Annotated in this window: 17 protein-coding genes; 13 read left to right on the forward strand and 4 right to left on the reverse strand. The window is 58.6% G+C overall.

Annotated elements, in window-relative coordinates; translation table 11 throughout:
• Positions 1-17: 17 nt before the first annotated feature.
• Positions 18-968, reverse strand: a complete 951-nt coding sequence (fabD, locus tag ABXH05_RS13740) for an ACP S-malonyltransferase (RefSeq protein WP_353562417.1) — start codon at positions 966-968, stop codon at positions 18-20.
• A 325-nt stretch (positions 969-1,293) separates the two neighbouring features.
• Between fabD and ABXH05_RS13745 the strand changes: the two genes are divergently transcribed.
• The 13 genes from ABXH05_RS13745 (at position 1,294) to ABXH05_RS13805 (ending at position 13,531) form a co-directional block, all read left to right on the forward strand.
• Positions 1,294-1,566: a YjhX family toxin gene (locus ABXH05_RS13745; RefSeq protein ID WP_353561496.1), complete on the forward strand. Its 273-nt coding sequence runs from the start codon at positions 1,294-1,296 to the stop codon at positions 1,564-1,566.
• Positions 1,567-1,795: 229 nt separating this feature from the next.
• Positions 1,796-2,293, forward strand: a complete 498-nt coding sequence (gene rpsF / locus ABXH05_RS13750; protein WP_353561498.1) for a 30S ribosomal protein S6 — start codon at positions 1,796-1,798, stop codon at positions 2,291-2,293.
• Positions 2,290-2,538: a 30S ribosomal protein S18 gene (gene rpsR, locus ABXH05_RS13755; protein ID WP_043948808.1), complete on the forward strand. Its 249-nt coding sequence runs from the start codon at positions 2,290-2,292 to the stop codon at positions 2,536-2,538. The genes rpsF and rpsR overlap by 4 nt, the downstream gene beginning before the upstream one ends.
• A 119-nt stretch (positions 2,539-2,657) precedes the next feature.
• Entirely contained in the window at positions 2,658-3,719 is a 1,062-nt protein-coding gene (locus ABXH05_RS13760; protein ID WP_353561500.1) for a DUF2232 domain-containing protein, read from the forward strand.
• 105 nt (positions 3,720-3,824) lie between these two features.
• Positions 3,825-4,451, forward strand: coding sequence for a 50S ribosomal protein L9 (rplI, locus tag ABXH05_RS13765; RefSeq protein ID WP_353561502.1), 627 nt, complete (start codon positions 3,825-3,827; stop codon positions 4,449-4,451).
• Positions 4,452-4,855: 404 nt separating this feature from the next.
• On the forward strand, positions 4,856-6,376 hold the full coding sequence (locus tag ABXH05_RS13770; RefSeq protein WP_461495360.1) for a replicative DNA helicase: 1,521 nt from the start codon (positions 4,856-4,858) through the stop codon (positions 6,374-6,376).
• Between the two features lie 30 nt (positions 6,377-6,406).
• Positions 6,407-7,507: an alanine racemase gene (gene alr / locus ABXH05_RS13775; RefSeq protein WP_353561504.1), complete on the forward strand. Its 1,101-nt coding sequence runs from the start codon at positions 6,407-6,409 to the stop codon at positions 7,505-7,507.
• 40 nt (positions 7,508-7,547) lie between these two features.
• Positions 7,548-8,321, forward strand: coding sequence for an MlaE family ABC transporter permease (locus ABXH05_RS13780; protein WP_353561506.1), 774 nt, complete (start codon positions 7,548-7,550; stop codon positions 8,319-8,321).
• Between the two features lie 29 nt (positions 8,322-8,350).
• Positions 8,351-9,127 (forward strand): ABC transporter ATP-binding protein, encoded by a 777-nt coding sequence (locus ABXH05_RS13785; protein WP_353561508.1) that lies wholly within the window; start codon positions 8,351-8,353, stop codon positions 9,125-9,127.
• Between the two features lie 15 nt (positions 9,128-9,142).
• Positions 9,143-10,537: a DNA repair protein RadA gene (gene radA, locus ABXH05_RS13790; protein ID WP_353561510.1), complete on the forward strand. Its 1,395-nt coding sequence runs from the start codon at positions 9,143-9,145 to the stop codon at positions 10,535-10,537.
• 44 nt (positions 10,538-10,581) lie between these two features.
• Positions 10,582-11,241, forward strand: coding sequence for a CvpA family protein (locus tag ABXH05_RS13795; protein ID WP_353561512.1), 660 nt, complete (start codon positions 10,582-10,584; stop codon positions 11,239-11,241).
• Between the two features lie 53 nt (positions 11,242-11,294).
• Positions 11,295-12,818: an amidophosphoribosyltransferase gene (gene purF, locus ABXH05_RS13800; RefSeq protein ID WP_461495364.1), complete on the forward strand. Its 1,524-nt coding sequence runs from the start codon at positions 11,295-11,297 to the stop codon at positions 12,816-12,818.
• 2 nt (positions 12,819-12,820) lie between these two features.
• The gene (locus ABXH05_RS13805; protein WP_353561514.1) at positions 12,821-13,531 is read left to right on the forward strand and encodes an SDR family NAD(P)-dependent oxidoreductase; all 711 of its coding nucleotides are present in this window, start codon (positions 12,821-12,823) and stop codon (positions 13,529-13,531) included.
• On the opposite strand, the gene der is transcribed toward ABXH05_RS13805, so the two are convergent.
• From der to ABXH05_RS13820, 3 genes are read right to left on the reverse strand one after another with little or no spacing between them, the layout of a single operon-like run.
• On the reverse strand, positions 13,528-14,994 hold the full coding sequence (gene der / locus ABXH05_RS13810) for a ribosome biogenesis GTPase Der (protein ID WP_353561516.1): 1,467 nt from the start codon (positions 14,992-14,994) through the stop codon (positions 13,528-13,530). The two genes, ABXH05_RS13805 and der, sit on opposite strands and share 4 nt — an antisense overlap.
• A 48-nt stretch (positions 14,995-15,042) precedes the next feature.
• Positions 15,043-16,401, reverse strand: a complete 1,359-nt coding sequence (locus ABXH05_RS13815) for a PQQ-like beta-propeller repeat protein (RefSeq protein ID WP_353561518.1) — start codon at positions 16,399-16,401, stop codon at positions 15,043-15,045.
• Positions 16,398-17,132, reverse strand: a complete 735-nt coding sequence (locus ABXH05_RS13820; protein WP_353561520.1) for a tetratricopeptide repeat protein — start codon at positions 17,130-17,132, stop codon at positions 16,398-16,400. Before ABXH05_RS13820 ends, ABXH05_RS13815 begins: the two co-directional genes overlap by 4 nt.
• Positions 17,133-17,250 lie beyond the last annotated feature (118 nt).

The raw sequence follows: 17,250 nt of genomic DNA on the forward strand, positions 1-17,250 counted from the left end.
CACTCGCTAAGAGGGGTCTAAAGCCCGGCTTCAACCAAAGCACGTACAGCATCAGCGGAGTTGATTGTCTGGCCCTTGATCGACTTGTCGATCCACTTGGTGAGGCCGGTCAGGACTTTTCCTGATCCACATTCAACAAGCTCTTCGACGCCCTGATCGCGCATGTAAACGACGCTCTCGAGCCACCGCACTTTGCCCGTTACCTGCTCCACCAACAGTGTACGGATTAATTCCGGATCGCTTACTGCTTCTGCGCGGACGTTCGCGACAACAGGAACTGCGGGCGCGGCAATGGCAACATCTTTGAGTGCTTCTGCCATTTCATCAGCTGCAGGCTGCATCAATGCGGAGTGGAACGGAGCTGACACTGCCAATGGCATAGCGCGTTTGGCACCGGCTTCTTTTGCAAGCTCACAGGCACGGTCAACACCGGCCTTGGAGCCGGAAATCACAACCTGACCATTGGCGTTGTCATTTGCCACGCCGACCGGCTCGCCGGTTTCCTTTGCCGCTGCTTCGGCCGCTTCAGCAACCTTGTCATTCGCAAGCCCAAGCGTGGCTGCCATGGCTCCTTTACCTGCAGGGACTGCACGCTGCATGGCCTCGCCACGCAATCGCAGGAGCTTGGCTGTTGTCGTGATGTCTAACGAACCTGCTGCACACATGGCTGAGTATTCACCAAGGGAGTGTCCGGCGACGAATTTTGCATGCTGTGTCAGGTCAAGACCTGCTTCAGCCTGCAGCACGCGGAACACAGCCAGCGATACAGCCATCAAAGCCGGCTGAGTGTTCATGGTGAGGGTCAGATCTTCCTCAGGCCCTTCCCACATGATGGACGTCAGCTTTTCGCCGAGTGCGTCATCGACCTCATCAAAGACGGCCTTGGCTTGGGGAAATGTGTCCGCCAGGTCCTTGCCCATCCCTATGGTCTGGGCACCCTGGCCTGGAAATGTGAATGCGCGGATCAAAGTATCGCTCACGGGGTTTCCTTTGCGTTGCCGATTGTCGAGTCGCCGCTTGCGGGCGTTAACTCGGAGAGACACCGGGCACATGGTCTGAGTCAAGTTATCCAGCGGCATTGCCTCTTGCATTCAAGGCCACAGATTGCGACTTAAAGCACAGTGATTTTGGAGATTTTATGTTCAGTGAGAATGTGCCTGCCTAACGGGGCCTGAGCACTTGCCGACCCCGTTCAAGGAAACCCGCACCGGTACGCCTATTGCGTGCTGATGGCGATTTGCGTCCGCATGCCAATCCGCCGGTGCCGTATCTTCTTTTGACGGCTTCATCACAATGAACATCTCCAAAGACGAACAGCGGGTGCTTCACGCCCTCGCGCAGGGCGGATTCATCCGCCATTTCCGCAAAATTTCACCTTCAGGCCGGCGCCAGCGCGTGGTTCACGTTGAATGTGTGACCAGGGACGGCTGGCTGCTTTCCATCTGCAGCCTGGAAATCTTCGGAAAACTGCGAAAAAGACGGCTTATTGCGTCAACAAACGGCAATCCGTATGTGATCACGAGAAAAGGCTTGGCATCCGTCAGGGCCCGACCGGACAACCGATGATGCCAATCCGGGCGCAAAGGCTTGCATCGGGGAGGTATTTCGCGTATCTCCCCGCATCGCTCAAGGTCCGGAGCCGGGAGCTGAAGGGACGGCGCTTTAGCGCTTGCGTGTTTCGCACAACGGTTTCCAGTGTTCCCGCCCGGTTCGTCCTCACGGAGATCTCCCTCTCCAAGACGAAGAATGGGGCTTCGCGCCCGGACCAGCGGATTGTCAAGGGAGCCCATTTGATATGGCGCTTTACGAACACGTATTTATTGCCCGACAGGATGTGTCGGCGCAGCAGGTCGAGACTCTGACCGAAGAGTTCAAGACCGTGCTGGAAAGCAATGGCGGCTCTGTCGCAAAGAACGAGTACTGGGGCATCAAAACCCTCGCTTACAAAATCCGGAAAAACCGCAAGGGTCACTATACCCTGCTGAACATCGACGCGCCGCATGCAGCGGTTGCTGAAATGGAACGCCAGATGCGTCTGCATGACGACATTTTGCGTTTCATCACGCTTCGCGTGGATGAGCATGAAGAAGGGCCATCGGCCATGATGCAGTCACGCGGACGCGATGATCGCCGTGGCGGTCGTGGCGGCGACCGTGGTGGCCGTGGTGGCGATCGCGGCGGCGACCGTGGTGGTGACAGAGGCGGAGATCGGGGCGAACGTCGTCCGGCACCAGCTGCTGAAGTGGCTGCACCGGCGGCAGACGCACCTGCTAGTGAAGGAGCAGACGCATGAAGATTATCCAGACAGACGCATCACGTCGGCCTTTCTTCCGCCGTCGCAAGACCTGCCCGTTCTCCGGCGCCAACGCACCGAAGATCGACTACAAGGACACACGTCTTCTGCAGCGCTACGTTTCCGAGCGCGGCAAGATCGTCCCAAGCCGTATTACGGCTGTGTCCGCCAAAAAGCAGCGTGAACTGGCCCGTGCCATCAAGCGCGCCCGCTTCATGGCGATCCTGCCCTACGTGGTAGACTAAGAACGCAAAGAATGGCCCGCTGTCTCAAGGACAGCGGGCCTTTTTCATTTGGGGCCTGCAACCACCGCTTGCGTCTGCTCCAAGTTTTACCCCCCTACGCTGTGTGATTGACCGCTTGAATGGGTAATCTTCCCCCTTGGCTGATCGGCGTTCTGGCAGGCCTTGCCAGCGCGATCCTGTACGCGGCTGCGTCTGGCGGCGCGACCCCGGCCATCATTCTGGCCTATATCGCTCCGCTTCCCATTTTCATTGCCGGCCTCGGCTGGGGCACTGTGATGGCCCTGATCGCAGGCGCGACGGGCCTTGTCGTCATGTCTGTAATCGCCGGGCTCTCAAGCGGCGTCGTCTATTTCGCTGTGGTTGCGCTTGCGCCAGTCTGGCTCGTACGGCTGGCGCTGCTCTCGCGCGCCGTTGGCGGACGCGGCGCCTCTGCCGCCGCACGCGCTGCGAAAGCACGTGAAGCGCATCATCGAGCGGTCGCAGATGGCACGCGGGATGGGCCTCCCGAAGAAGCCCCTCCACCTGACGTCGAATGGTATCCCCCGGGCATGCTTGTTGCGTGGACGACAGCCATTGCAGCGACACTCCTTGTGGTCTCGATCCTGTCGATGGCTGCCACAGATGGCGGTTTGCGTGGGGCGGTCGTGCAGATGCTCAACACCGGCATTGTGGATACCGGTGAGCTCCGCCGCATGCTGGATGGACAAGGGCTTGCCGTTTCGCCGAGTGAATTCCTGGAAATGGTGGCAACGTTCCTGCCCGCCATGGCCGGCAGCATGTGGCTGCTCATGACGTTGGCGAATATGGCAATTGCGCAGTTGATTGTGGACCGCTCCGGCAACAGCCTGCGCCCCACGCCGGTATTCTCGCAGATCACTTACCCCCAAGCCTTTTTGATGGCCTTCCCGGTATCGCTCATTCTGGGCTTTCTGCCGGGCGAGTTGGGGTTTGCAGGGCTGTCGCTGGCAGCGCTCCTGTTTGTCCCGTATTTTTTGTTGGGATTGGCAACAATCCATGCTATTTCGCGCCGCTGGCAGGCAAGAACTGCCATTCTCATAGGCTTCTATCTGATCCTTATTGTCGTTGGCTCCCCTGTGATGCTGGTCGGAATACTGGGTTTGGTTGAAGCATGGATGGGACTTCGGGACCGCTATGCGGGCCCACCCCCGGATGCCGATTGAGGCATCCAAGTCGACCGCTAACCGCACATTTGGGCGGGACAGGCGCTTTTGATCTTTCTGCACTGGGCAGACAGGCCGCGCTTGCTGGAACGAGGACTAAAACCAATGGACGTAATTCTGCTTGAGCGGGTCGAGAAACTTGGCCAGATGGGTGATGTCGTAGACGTCAAGCCCGGCTATGCCCGCAACTTCCTGCTGCCCCGCGGCAAGGCGCTTCGCGCCAACAAGGCAAACCGGCAGCGCTTTGAGAATGAACGCGCACAGCTGGAAGCCCGTAACCTTGAGCTTCGTACAGAAGCTGAAGCTGTTCAGGTGAAGCTGGACGGCGAAAGCGTCACAGTGATCCGTCAGGCATCTGAATCCGGTCAGCTTTATGGCTCCGTTGCCACACGCGACATCGCAGAAGGCCTCACCGAAGGTGGATTCAGTGTCGAGCGTCAGCAGGTTGTCCTGCAGCGCCCGATCAAGGTTCTTGGCCTGCATGACGTGACCGTTCGCCTGCACCCGGAAGTAACGGCGACTGTTACAGTCAATGTTGCCCGGACACAGGACGAAGCCGAGCGTCAGGCACGCGGTGAAGACGTCACCGTAGACCGCACGGACGAAGAAGAAGAAGCAGCGCTTCTGGCTGAAGAAGTCTTTGAAGATGCAGAACAGGCTGCAGCTCTTGAAGGCGACGATGAAGCAGACGGCGAGGAAGCTTCCTCTGACGAGGACGAGACGCAGTCCTAAGGGCTGTTCCGTCACCATCGACGACAAGAACAACGCCGCTGCCTGACTTCAGGCGGCGGCGTTTTTCGTGGCGTGTCAGATACCACTGGCAAAGGTCACCTAGGTCAGAGGGTCCAAGGCATGATTTGTGAGTCAAATGAATCGGTTGCGATGAATCGCGGAGACTATCCACAGGCCACTTTGATGTTGAATGGTTGAATAGCTGATGACGGACCAGGCTCCTCACCCGGTCACCTGAGGCATACTGCCAGGTATCGGCAGCATCTGGATTCATGAGTCAAAAGAATCACTTGGAGTGAGTCGTGCACATCATCCACAGGCTGTGGATATCATTTCAGTGCAAAAAGCATTGGATTGTCGGGAGATGGCTGAAAGTCGATTGGCGATGGTTTACAAGTTAGCCGATGGAACCTGCAGCGACCGCCTTCCCCCCGTCCGGCCCAATGCCGGATGATGCACCCGATCCGGATTTCGACGGCATCAAGTACCGCGAGATGCCGCACTCTATTGAGGCCGAGCAGGCGCTCCTGGGTGCGGTCCTCGTTAACAACGAAGCCTATGACAAGGTCTCCGAGTTCCTTTCGCCGGACCATTTCTATGAGCCGTTGCACGCCCGCATTTTTGAAGCTGTGGCGCAACTTGTTGTTGGTGGTCATCTTGCAACCCCGGTGACTCTCAAAGCCTATTTCGACCATGACAGCGCGCTTGCAGATGTGGGCGGCCCTGCCTACCTCGCCCGGCTGGCTGCTGCCGCGGTTGCGACGCCCCATGCCAAAGACTACGGCCGCGCCATCTATGATCTGGCGGTTCGGCGCGAGTTGATCCGCCTTGGCGAAGATATTCAGGTAACTGCGGAGGACAGCCCGATTGACCTGCCGCCATCGCAGCAGATCGAGAATGCCGAGTCCTCGCTCTATAACCTTGCCGAAAAGGGCCGCTATGAAGGTGGCTTCATGCCCTTCAAATCGTCGCTCACGACGGCATTGGACATGGCGGCAGCGGCTTACCAGAGAGAAGGCAAGCTTTCTGGGCTTTCCACAGGCCTGCGCGATCTGGACGGTAAGCTGGGCGGATTGCAGAATTCTGACCTGATCATCCTCGCCGGACGTCCCTCCATGGGCAAAACCGCGCTGGCAACCAATATCGCCTTCAATGCGGCCAAGGCCTATCAGAAGCAGATCGACGATAATGGGCGGGAAGTTGTCAGTGACGGCGGCGTCGTGGCCTTCTTCTCACTTGAAATGTCCGCTGAGCAGCTGGCGACCCGTCTTCTGGCGGAACATTCGGGCATTTCTTCTGAAAAGATTCGCCGTGGTGAGATTACGGCGGATGAGTTTGGTCAGCTGCGCGAAGCGACCGAGATGCTTCAGTCTATCCCGCTGTTTATTGATCATACCGGCGGCATCGGCATCGCCACCCTTGCGGCCCGGGCACGACGGCTCAAGCGCCAGCAGGGCCTACAGCTGATTGTGGTGGATTATCTGCAGCTGGTGACGTCGTCGGGCAAGAACCAGGACAACCGAGTACAGGAAGTGACGGCCATTACCACCGGCCTCAAGGCCCTGGCCAAGGAGCTGAATGTTCCCATTCTCGCCCTGTCCCAGCTCTCTCGACAGGTTGAGCAGCGTGAGGACAAGCGCCCGCAGCTCTCTGACCTGCGTGAATCAGGCTCGATTGAGCAGGATGCTGACGTGGTGATGTTTGTGTATCGCGAGGAGTATTATCTGCTTCGTGCGGAGCCAAGCGCGGACTCGCCGGAACATCTGGCCTGGCAGGACAAGTGCAATCAGGTCTTTGGCAAGGCTGAAGTCATCGTCGGCAAACAGCGCCACGGTCCCACAGGCCGGGTTGAGCTGCAGTTCCAGGCGGAACTGACCCGCTTTGGCGACCTTGACCATTTCCACCAGTCCTATGAAGGTCCGTAATCTCTCCCCTTTTGGATACGGCCCGCTCGCTTGACTGATACCCCTCCCATCCCCGGTCACCTGACGATTGACCTCGGCGCTCTTGCCCGCAACTGGCAGGCTACGAACGATGCCAGTGGCACCGCGACCACGTCTGCGGTTGTAAAGGCGGACGGATATGGTCTTGGTGTGGTTCGGGTTGTGGAAGCCCTCTACCGGGCAGGCTGCAGGACGTTCTTTGTCGCTCTGGCAAGCGAAGGACTGGCCGTTCGCAAAGCACTGCCTGACGCTGACATCTACATTCTGAACGGGATCATGAACGGCACTGCCTCAGCGATGGTGGAAGCTGATCTTGTTCCGGTCCTCAATGACCTGACGCAGATTTCACTGTGGAAGGGATGTTGTGATGCTGCGGATCGCCCTCTGCCCGCCGCACTGATGCTGGACACCGGCATGTCACGACTTGGATTGGACGCCGATCAGGTGAGCACTTTAGGCAGCAGCCCCGAGGTGTTGGGCAATTTGGACCTGAAGCTGGTCATGAGTCATCTGGCATGTGCGGACGATGCATCGTCAAACATGAATGCCAGACAAAGGACATCCTTTGACGCACTGAGAGCCAAGCTGCCTGACGCACCGGCAAGCCTTGCCAATTCGGCGGGCATTTTTCTGGGCGAGGACTACCATTACGACCTGACCCGGCCGGGCATTTGCCTGTATGGCGCATCTCCGTTTGCGGCTGGGTCAGCCCCATTTGACCCGGTGGTCCGTGCGATGGCGGAAATCATTCAGGTTCGGGATGTTAAGGCCGGGGATACAATTGGTTACGGTGCCACTTACACGGCCTCGGCGGCGATGCGGACTGCGACCATTGCCGCCGGCTACGCGGACGGCATTTTCCGGACGGCGGGAAACTCAGCCATGGCGGCCATCAACGGCACATTGGTGCCCTATGTGGGCCGGGTATCGATGGACCTGATCGCGCTTGATGTTTCAGCCCTGGATAGCGCATCTGTGAAGGCCGGAGACGTTGTCGAATTGCTTGGGTCCACGGTAAGTGTGGACGATCTGGCACACGCAACTGGCACCATTGGATATGAGGTGCTAACCAGCTTGGGATCGCGCTACGAGCGGCGCTATATTACCGGGTGATTTGTCTCCCGATTCACTTCCTTTGGAGCACTTGGAACCGGTGAACGTATTTGCCCTGGTCGGACGCGCAGTCCTTACTTTCCTCGCTGAGGTAGGTGCCCTCTCCCGTTTTACGCTTCAGGCGGTGCGGGCGTGCTTTACACCCCCATTCTATCTGCGCCTTATCGGCCAGCAGATGCTGCGCATCGGCTATTTTTCGCTGCCGGTTGTCGGCCTGACCGCTTTCTTCACAGGTGGCGTGCTGGCGCTTCAGATTTTCATCGGCGGCTCGCGCTTCAACGCGGAAGGCTTTGTGGCCAATATTGTGGCCATCGGCATTACCCGTGAACTAGGGCCTGTGATCGCCGGCCTTATGGTCGCCGGGCGCGTATCCGCGGCCATCGCCGCTGAGATTGGCACCATGCGCGTGACCGAGCAGATTGATGCCCTAGTGACGCTTTCAACCAATCCCTTCAAATATCTGATGGCCCCCCGCATCATCGCGGCAGTGATCTCCATGCCGATCCTGGTGCTGATTGCAGACATCATTGGCATTTTTGGCGGCTTCGTTGTGGGCACCCAAAGCCTCGGTTTCAATCCGCTGGTCTACATTGGAAATACGGTTGATTTCATCGAAGTCAGCGATGTGACGTCGGGCCTCATCAAGTCTGCGGTGTTCGGATTTATCATTGCCCTGATGGGTTGCTACTCCGGCTATCGCAGCATGGGCGGCGCACAGGGCGTGGGCAGCGCTACCACCAATGCTGTGGTGACATCGTCCATTCTCATCCTGGCAGCCAACTACCTGATGACGTCGATCTTCTTCACGTCGTGATTTTCTGACCGCTTAGAGGCATCTCTTCAATGGCCGACACGCCAAAAATCCAGCTTCGAAACGTCCAAAAGAAATTTGGCCCCAAAGTTGTGCTGGATGACATCGACCTGACGGTCGAAAAGGGCCACTCAATGGTTGTCATTGGGGGATCGGGTACCGGCAAGTCGGTGATGCTCAAGTGCATCCTTGGCCTGCTCCACCCTACGAGAGGGTCGATCAAGATTGATGGGGAAGAAGTCACCAAGATTTCAGAGCGTGACCGCGAAGAGGTGCTGAAAAAATTCGGGATGCTGTTTCAAAGCGCGGCCCTCTTTGACAGCCTGAAGGTCTGGGAGAATGTCGCCTTTGCATTGATCCAGGGCGAGGGTGTGCCGCGAAACAAAGCCCGTGACATCGCAATGGAGAAGCTTGCCAAAGTCGGTCTTGCCGAAGCGGTTGGCGACTTGAACCCGTCTGAACTGTCAGGCGGCATGCAAAAGCGCGTGGGTCTTGCCCGTGCGATTGCCCACGATCCTGAGATCGTGTTCTTCGACGAGCCCACAACCGGGCTGGATCCGATCATGGCGGACGTGATCAATCAGTTGATCGTGGACACCGTGCAGGACATGGGCGCGACTGCGCTTTCAATCACCCATGACATGGCCTCCGCCCGCAAAATCGCTGACCACATGTCGATGATCTACAAGGGCAAGATTATCTGGACGGGCACTGCCGCCGAAGTCGACACCTGTGGCAATCCTTATGTGGATCAGTTCATCAACGGCCGTGCCGACGGGCCGATCCAGATGGAGGTGCTGAAGGCTTAAGCCCGAAGCGCAAAGATGGCCAAGATTGCCACTCGATTTGTCTGTCAGAACTGTGGCGCTGTCACCTCGAAATGGGCTGGCAAATGCGATAGCTGCAACGAGTGGAACACACTTGTTGAAGAGACCGCAGGCACAGGCCCCGCATCATCACCCGCAACGGCCAAGCTGACGCGCGGTTCGCGCAAGCTCATTGACCTTGTTCCGCTGGAAGGCGAAACGGCTGAAGCACCGCGGCATATCACAGGCATTGCTGAGTTTGACCGTGTGTGTGGCGGCGGGCTGGTTCCCGGGTCTGCGTTGCTCGTGGGCGGCGACCCAGGCATCGGCAAGTCAACCATTCTCCTGCAAGCCATGGCTGCCGTTGCGCGGGCAGGCAAGCGCGCGCTGTACATTTCAGGCGAGGAAGCCATCGCGCAGGTGCGCATGCGGGCAAAGCGGCTGGGGCTTGAAAAGGCACCGGTTGAACTGGCGGCAGCCACAAGCCTTGCTGACATCGTTGCGACTCTTGAGCAAGCACCGGCCGCGGATGCGGTTGTGATCGACTCGATCCAGACCATGTGGTCTGACGCGCTGGATTCTGCGCCGGGAACTGTGTCTCAGGTGCGCGCGTGTGCGCAGGCACTGGTGCAGGTGGCAAAGGCCAAAGGCATGGCGATCATTCTTGTGGGTCACGTCACCAAGGAAGGACAGATTGCCGGACCGCGCGTGGTGGAGCACATGGTGGACACGGTGCTCTATTTTGAAGGCGAGCGCGGGCATCAGTTTCGGATCCTCCGCGCGGTCAAGAACCGGTTTGGCCCAACCGACGAAATAGGCGTGTTTGAAATGCGCGATACCGGGCTCTCCGAAGTGGCGAACCCGTCAGCGCTGTTCCTCAATGATCGGTCTGAAAGTGCGTCGGGTTCGGTTGTCTTTGCCGGCATTGAAGGTACGCGTCCGGTCCTTGTCGAAATTCAGGCACTGGTTGTCAGGTCTACTCTGGGCACGCCCAGGCGCGCTGTGGTGGGCTGGGACGGCGGTCGCCTGTCCATGGTGCTCGCCGTGCTTGAAGCACGATGTGGGACCAGTTTTGGCGGCTTTGACGTCTATCTCAATGTCGCCGGTGGCCTTCGGGTCAATGAGCCCGCCGCTGATCTGGCGGTGGCTGCGGCCCTGCTCTCCTCACTGGACGACAGTGCGATTGATCCGCAGACGGTGGTTTTTGGCGAGATCAGCCTGTCTGGCGACATTCGCTCCGTGGCGCAGGCTGAAAACCGCGCCAAGGAGGCCGCCAAACTCGGCTTCAAGTCGGCAATCGGACCTGCCGGGCTCAAAGCCCTGTCCGGTGGACTAAAGGTGCAGGAAATCGGGACAATCGGTGGCCTTGTTAACGCCGTTTGTCATTCAGATGTGCCCGGTGGTGATGCTTGATGCTAGATAATCGCCTGAGACGGGACATCTGACGGGGGAATGATGTGACAGGGTTTGACGCCATTGTCATTGCGATCACGCTGATATCTGGCCTTCTGGCCATGATCCGCGGCTTTGTGCGCGAAATGCTGTCCATTCTAGCCTGGGTTACTGCCGCTGCGGCGGCCATTCTGACACTCCCTTACCTTGCCCCCAGAGTCCGCGAATACATCGATCCAACATGGCTGGCGGACGGAATCGCCGCATTTCTCGTCTTCGCGATTGTGTTGGTCGTTGTGTCCTACATCAGCTTCCATCTGGGCGAACGGGTGCCGGACGGTCAGGTGGGGGCACTGGACCGCACCGGTGGGTTCCTGTTTGGACTGGCGAGGGGTTTTTTGCTCGCCACCATCGCCTATATGTTCATCGCCTGGCTCGTGGCGCGGGAGGACTTTCCACCCTGGCTGGACGACGCCCGACTGCTGCCCATGGTCTCAGCAACGGCTGAAACCTTGACGAATCTGGTCGCACCCAATGCTGATGTGACCGCTGGCTCTCAAAGTGCCAAACCACGTGCTGCTGATAAACCCGGGACCACATGGGGGAGCAAACCTGACCCGCAAAAAGGCGACGCTGACAGCGAGCCCGACGACGGGTATAACGCTGAGGAACGCCGTCGGCTTGATCAATTGTTCGAGTCGGTTGACGGGAACGGACAGGAATAACCGTCCGCCTGATCGCTTTTCAGTAAGCGCTGGCCAATGCGCAAGAGGTCACCTTGAACTCGCACACCCCCAACGAGGCCACCCCCCCTGCTTCTTCTGACAAAGAAGCGCCTGTTGACTACCAAACGTGGCGCGAGGAGCTGGAAGGCGACACGCTGCGAGAGGAATGCGGCGTATTCGGCGTATTCGGTAATCCTGATGCAGCCGCGCTCACAGCGCTGGGGCTCCACGCCCTTCAGCACCGTGGGCAGGAAGCTGCGGGCATCGTTTCTTATGACGGTCAGCGGTTTAACGCGGAACGCCGCATGGGCCTGGTCGGCGACCATTTTTCATCAGAAAAGATGATCAACCGTCTGGTTGGCTCGGCGGCCATTGGCCATAACAGATATTCCACCACCGGCGAGACGGTTCTGCGGAATGTGCAACCGCTGTTTGCTGATCTATGGGGTGGCGGGTTTGCCATTGGGCACAATGGCAATCTGACGAATGCCCTGACCCTCCGGGACCGGCTGGTGCGCGAAGGCGCTATTTTTCAGTCCACGTCAGACACAGAAACAATTCTTCAGCTGGTGGCCCGCTCTACAAAGCCGCGCATCATTGAACGGCTGGTTGATGCCCTCTCGCAGGTTGAAGGGGCTTATGGCCTTGTGTGCCTGACGCCCAAGAAAATGATTGGCGCACGCGATCCACGCGGCATCCGGCCGCTCGTGATGGGTGATCTGAACGGCTCGCCTGTTCTGGCGTCCGAAACATGCGCGCTGGACATCATCGGCGCCCACTTCGTGCGCGAGATCGAGCCGGGTGAAATTGTGGTGTGCACGGAAGATGGCATTGAGAGCCACAAGCCATTTCCGCCAGAACCTGCCCGGCCTTGCGTCTTCGAGCACATCTATTTTGCGCGTCCGGATTCAATTGTTGACGGCAAGAGCGTTTATGAGGTGCGCAAGAAATTCGGCGCGCAGTTGGCCGCTGAATCTCATGAAGAAGCTGATGTGGTTATTCCGGTGCCAGATTCCGGCGTTCCGTCTGCCATCGGTTACGCTAATGAATGCGGCCTGCCTTTTGAGCTCGGCCTGATCCGTAACCACTATGTGGGCCGGACATTCATTGAGCCTACCCAGCAAATTCGCCAGCTGGGCGTGAAGCTCAAGCACAACCCCAATCGCTCTATCGTCGAAGGCAAGCGGATTGTCCTTGTGGATGACAGCGTCGTGCGTGGGACAACATCCATCAAGATTGTTCAGATGATGCGGGATGCGGGTGCCCGGGAAGTGCACCTGCGGATCGCAAGTCCGCCCATCACGCATTCCGACTTTTACGGCATTGATACTCCCGATCAATCGAAGCTTCTGGCTCATCGGTTTGATCTGGAAGGGATGCGGTCTTACATCGGCGTCGACAGCCTTGCCTTCCTAACGGTGGACGGGCTCTACAAGGCACTTGGGTATGACGCCCGCAATGATGAAGAGCCGCAGCTGACGGACCATTGCTTTACCGGGGACTACCCCACGAAGCTGACGGATCGCGATGGCGACAGATCCGGTGGCCAGTTGTCACTTCTGGCTGAGATCGCCTGACAATGACCGGACAATTTGAAAACAAGACAGTCCTCATCACCGGGGCATCACGGGGTATTGGCTATTCAGTCGCCCTCGCCTTTGCCCGCGAAGGCGCGCATGTGATTGCGGTTGCCCGGACCGAAGGTGCGCTTGAGGAACTTGATGATGCCATCAAATCCGAAGGCGGATCAGCCACGCTTGTGCCGCTGGACCTGACGGATTACGAGGGCGTTGACCGCCTGGGCGCGGCAATCTTTGAGCGCTGGGGCAAGCTGGATGTTCTGATTGGCAATGCCGGTGACCTGGGTGTGATTTCACCGATTGGTCATGTGCAACCGAAGGACTGGCACAAGGCCATCGACATCAATGTGAATGCCAACTGGCGGTTGCTCCGGTCCATGGACCCGCTGCTGCAGGCAGCTGATGCCGGGCGGGCAGTATTTGTGACGTCCGGTGCCGCACAAAAGTGCAATCCGTTCTGGGGTCCCTATGCGGTGTCTAAGGCAGCGCTGGAGGCACTGGTCAAAACCTACGCAGCAGAATCTGCAAACACCAATGTGCGCGCAAACCTTTTGAGCCCGGGGCCGGTGCGAACCGCCATGCGCGCCAAGGCCATGCCTGGCGAAGACCCGGACACACTTCCGCATCCCAACGACGTTGCAGGTCTGTTTGTGGAAATGTCACGGCCTGACTTCACCGAAAATGGTGTCACGCGCCGCTTCACACCCTAGTCGGCTTTGGGTTTTTTGACCGGCTTGTTGGACGAGCGCTTTTTCATCTTGGCCTTTTGCGACGTACCACGCCGCTTGCGCTGTTCCGCATAGGGATTATCCCCCTTGCGCATGAGCAGCCGAATGGGGGCGCCATCCAGCTTGAACCGCTCGCGCAGGCTGTTGACCAGATACCGCGTATAGCTGTCAGGCAGCTTTTCTGCTCGCTGTGAAAACACCACAAAGGTCGGCGGACGGGCCTTGGCCTGCGTCATGTAACGAAGGCGGATGCGGCGTCCCTGGACGGCGGGTGGCGGATGCCGCCCCACAGCCATTTCAAGCCAGCGGTTCATTGCAGAGGTCGGAATGCGCGTGGTCCAGCGCTTGTAGGCCCGCAGAGCGGCAGGCACCAATTTATCAAGCCCCTGCCCCGTCAGTGACGAAATGGGAACGACCTCTACACCTTTGATCTGCGGCAATAGTTCATCAATGCGCTGATCGATCTCACGCAGCGCTGCGCCGCGGTCCTCAACCAGGTCCCATTTGCTTACCGCCAATACCAACGCGCGACCTTCTTCAACCACAGTATCGGCGATGTGGAGATCCTGCTTCTCGAATGGCTGCGTGGCGTCGATCAGAAGTACGACGACCTCAGCAAAATCAACCGCACGAAGGGTGTCAGCAACTGAGAGCTTTTCGAGTTTTTCAGTGACGCGGGACCGGCGGCGAAGGCCGGCGGTATCCCACAACTTGATGGCCCTGCCTTCTGCCGTCCAGTCAACCGAGATGGCATCACGTGTAATGCCCGCCTCAGGTCCCGTCAGCATGCGATCTTCGCCGATCAGCTCATTGATGAGCGTGGACTTGCCCGCATTGGGGCGTCCAACAACGGCGAGACGCAACGGCTTGGTTGGATCGTCCTCTACAGGGTTAGCATCGTCTATGTCGTCCTCTTCGGCATCAAACTCGTCTTCGGGCACGTCCTGGGATGCGGCATCGAAGGGAAGGAGTGCCTGATACAGATCAGATGTGCCCTCCCCGTGCTCAGCTGAAATGCCCATTGGTTCGCCCATGCCAAGGCGGAAGGCTTCCATGCGTCCCGCCTCAGCGGCTTTGCCTTCGCATTTGTTGGCAGCCAGAATGACCGGCGTTTCACCCTTGCGCAGAATGCGGCCGATTTCCTCGTCCAGGGGGGTCAATCCGGCGCGCGCATCAACAAGGAAAAGGCAGACATCCGCTCCTTCAATGGCAGCCTCGGTCTGTCGCCGCATGCGTGCTGGCAACACATCGCCACCCGCGTCCTCGAAACCAGCGGTATCGATGACGGTAAACGTCATATCGCCAAGTTCTGCGGTCCCTTCGCGGCGGTCACGCGTGACGCCGGGCGTGTCATCGACCAAGGCCAGGCGTTTGCCAACCAGGCGGTTGAACAGGGTCGATTTGCCGACATTGGGTCGGCCAACAATGGCCAGTGTAAAACTCATCAGTTGCGGCTCCTGCCGCGATTGCCCTCAGGGGCGCTTTCTTGCCGTCTAGCGGAACGCCAGAAGCTCGGCGGCATCGGTCAGTATGTAGACCGTCTTGTTCGCCACGATTGGGGAAATGAATGTGCCACGGGGAATTTCAACCTCACCCAGCACATCGCCATTGTAAGGCGAGACAGCAAATGCCTCGCCGGTTGAGGAGGCCAGCAGCAGTCGGTCGCCTGCCAGAACAGGTCCTGCCCAGGTGATTGGGCCATCGCGATCTTCTGGATCCGTGAAGCGCGGCAGCTGGGTTACCCACCGGATACGACCATCACGCCGTGAAAGCGCGATCACTTCCGCGCTGGTCGTCACGAGGAAAATGAAATCACCGGCTACCCATGGCGTTTGAACGCCGGACAGGGAACGCGTCCACACGCGCTCACCGGTACGGATATCAATCGCCACCATGCGGCCCGCGTGGCTGACAGCAAACACACGGTCCCGATCGATCACTGGACGACCGGCAATGTCGCTGATGTTTGCCAATGCGGTGTTTGACAGTGTGCGTGTCAGAGTGTCGTTCCAGACCTCCTGACCGTTTTCAACGCGCAGCGCGAAAACCTCGCCAGATGAGTATGGGACCACGAGCGTGTCGCCGGACACGGCAGGGCTCGGTGACCCGAGAATGCCTGCTGTTTCCTGAATGCCCTGATGGGTCCACAGCACTTCACCTGTAGCCTGAGCCAATGCGGATGTCTGATTGTCAAACGAGATGACGAAGATACGCCCACCGACCGCTGAGGGCGCTGCACGAAACGGCGTGCGGCCTTCATAGGTCCAAAATTCTTCACCGGTCGCAGCATCCATCGCAACCACGGTGCCGAACCCGGTGGCGACATAGATCGCGCCATCGTCATATGCGATACCGCCGCCAAAGCCTTCTTCTGAGTCCGCGTCTTCTGGCGTCAGATCGACAGCCCAGATACGTGTTCCAGTATCAGCCTCAAATGCACGCACACCACCTTCGGCGTCCAGCACAAAGGCGCGCCCGTCCGCAATGATGGGGGGAGCTGTGAGACGACCATTACTGCTTGACCCCTGTCCGGCATCTGCGTCCCAGACTTCTGATATTGCTTCCGGCGCATCGAGGTGGTGCAGCACGTTGTCGGGAAATCCACCCGGCTGCGCCCAATCCGTATTTACATAGGGGGCGGGCAGCACAACCTGCAGACCGGCGATACGCGGATCAGCTTCGAGCTGCTGCTCCAAGGACATGACGGAGATGCGCTCACCGGGAAGGGGTGGATCATCAGACGGGCTGATCAGATCGTTGACCGTGTCGCAGGCAACCAGTGTGAAAGCCAGCGCACTCAGGGCTGCAACACGCGATGTGGTGCGTGAAAAAATATGAAACTGAGATGTCATTGTGCGGCTTCGCTCTCTTCTGCAACGTCGTCGGCAGTTTGTTCTTGCGATGGTGCTTCTGCAGCAGGCAGTTGCCGTGCAATGGGTGCTTCCAGTTGAAGACCGCGCAGCATGTCTCGCGCGCGTTCGCGTGCCAATGGAGGCGCACCGGCGGCATCTGCAAGTTGCTGGTAATACTCACCGGCTGCTGTCGTGTCGTTCTCGCGAAGTGACACATAGCCAAGCAGCTCAAGCGCAGAGAAGCGCCAAGGGCTGCCGTCACCTGCAAGTGGCGTGAGCCGGATCTTCAACTCATCGGGGCTTGCGGTATCCGCCATCAACAAGGCTGCCTTCAAAGACGCCAGACCTTTGAGAATATCGTCAGCGCCGCCAGCCGAAATGGCATCGTAGGTGGCGATTGCACCTTCGGTGTCTCCGGATTCTGCCTGGAGACCTGCTGCACGCATGCTGGCAACAGCTTCGTATCCGCCGCTGGCAGATTGTGCGATGGCGGCGAAAGCGTCAGCGGCCGCGGCTGTTTCGCCGTCTTCCACCAGTTGGCTGGCGGCCACGAACTTGCTGGCCGCGTCCTCAGCGGCAGATTGCTGGGATGCATTCCACCAGCTGATACCGGCAACAATGGCAACGACACCCACGGCGGCAGCGATCATGTAAACGCCATAGGACTTCCAAAGGTCCTCGGCACGGTCGCGGCGCAGGTCCTCTTCAACTTCACGGAAAATGTCTGACAAGGAAGACGGCTCTCTGGCTAGATATCGAAACAATTGGATGGATCGGGCGGCAAAGCCCTGCCTGTGACAGCACAGACACACATGTACCGGAAACTAGCCGGGCTTGCGCAGTGATACC

The sequence above is a fragment of the Pyruvatibacter sp. HU-CL02332 genome (assembly GCF_040362765.1).
GTDB lineage: Bacteria > Pseudomonadota > Alphaproteobacteria > CGMCC-115125 > CGMCC-115125 > Pyruvatibacter.

Coding starts and splice junctions, on each gene's coding strand:
- ABXH05_RS13745 (WP_353561496.1), top strand. CDS start 1,294: ATGAACATCTCCAAAGACGAACAGCGGGTGCTTCACGCCCTCGCGCAG.
- rpsF (WP_353561498.1), top strand. CDS start 1,796: ATGGCGCTTTACGAACACGTATTTATTGCCCGACAGGATGTGTCGGCG.
- rpsR (WP_043948808.1), top strand. CDS start 2,290: ATGAAGATTATCCAGACAGACGCATCACGTCGGCCTTTCTTCCGCCGT.
- ABXH05_RS13760 (WP_353561500.1), top strand. CDS start 2,658: ATGGGTAATCTTCCCCCTTGGCTGATCGGCGTTCTGGCAGGCCTTGCC.
- rplI (WP_353561502.1), top strand. CDS start 3,825: ATGGACGTAATTCTGCTTGAGCGGGTCGAGAAACTTGGCCAGATGGGT.
- ABXH05_RS13770 (WP_461495360.1), top strand. CDS start 4,856: ATGGAACCTGCAGCGACCGCCTTCCCCCCGTCCGGCCCAATGCCGGAT.
- ABXH05_RS13785 (WP_353561508.1), top strand. CDS start 8,351: ATGGCCGACACGCCAAAAATCCAGCTTCGAAACGTCCAAAAGAAATTT.
- radA (WP_353561510.1), top strand. CDS start 9,143: ATGGCCAAGATTGCCACTCGATTTGTCTGTCAGAACTGTGGCGCTGTC.
- ABXH05_RS13805 (WP_353561514.1), top strand. CDS start 12,821: ATGACCGGACAATTTGAAAACAAGACAGTCCTCATCACCGGGGCATCA.
- der (WP_353561516.1), bottom strand. CDS start 14,994: ATGAGTTTTACACTGGCCATTGTTGGCCGACCCAATGTCGGCAAATCG.
- ABXH05_RS13815 (WP_353561518.1), bottom strand. CDS start 16,401: ATGACATCTCAGTTTCATATTTTTTCACGCACCACATCGCGTGTTGCA.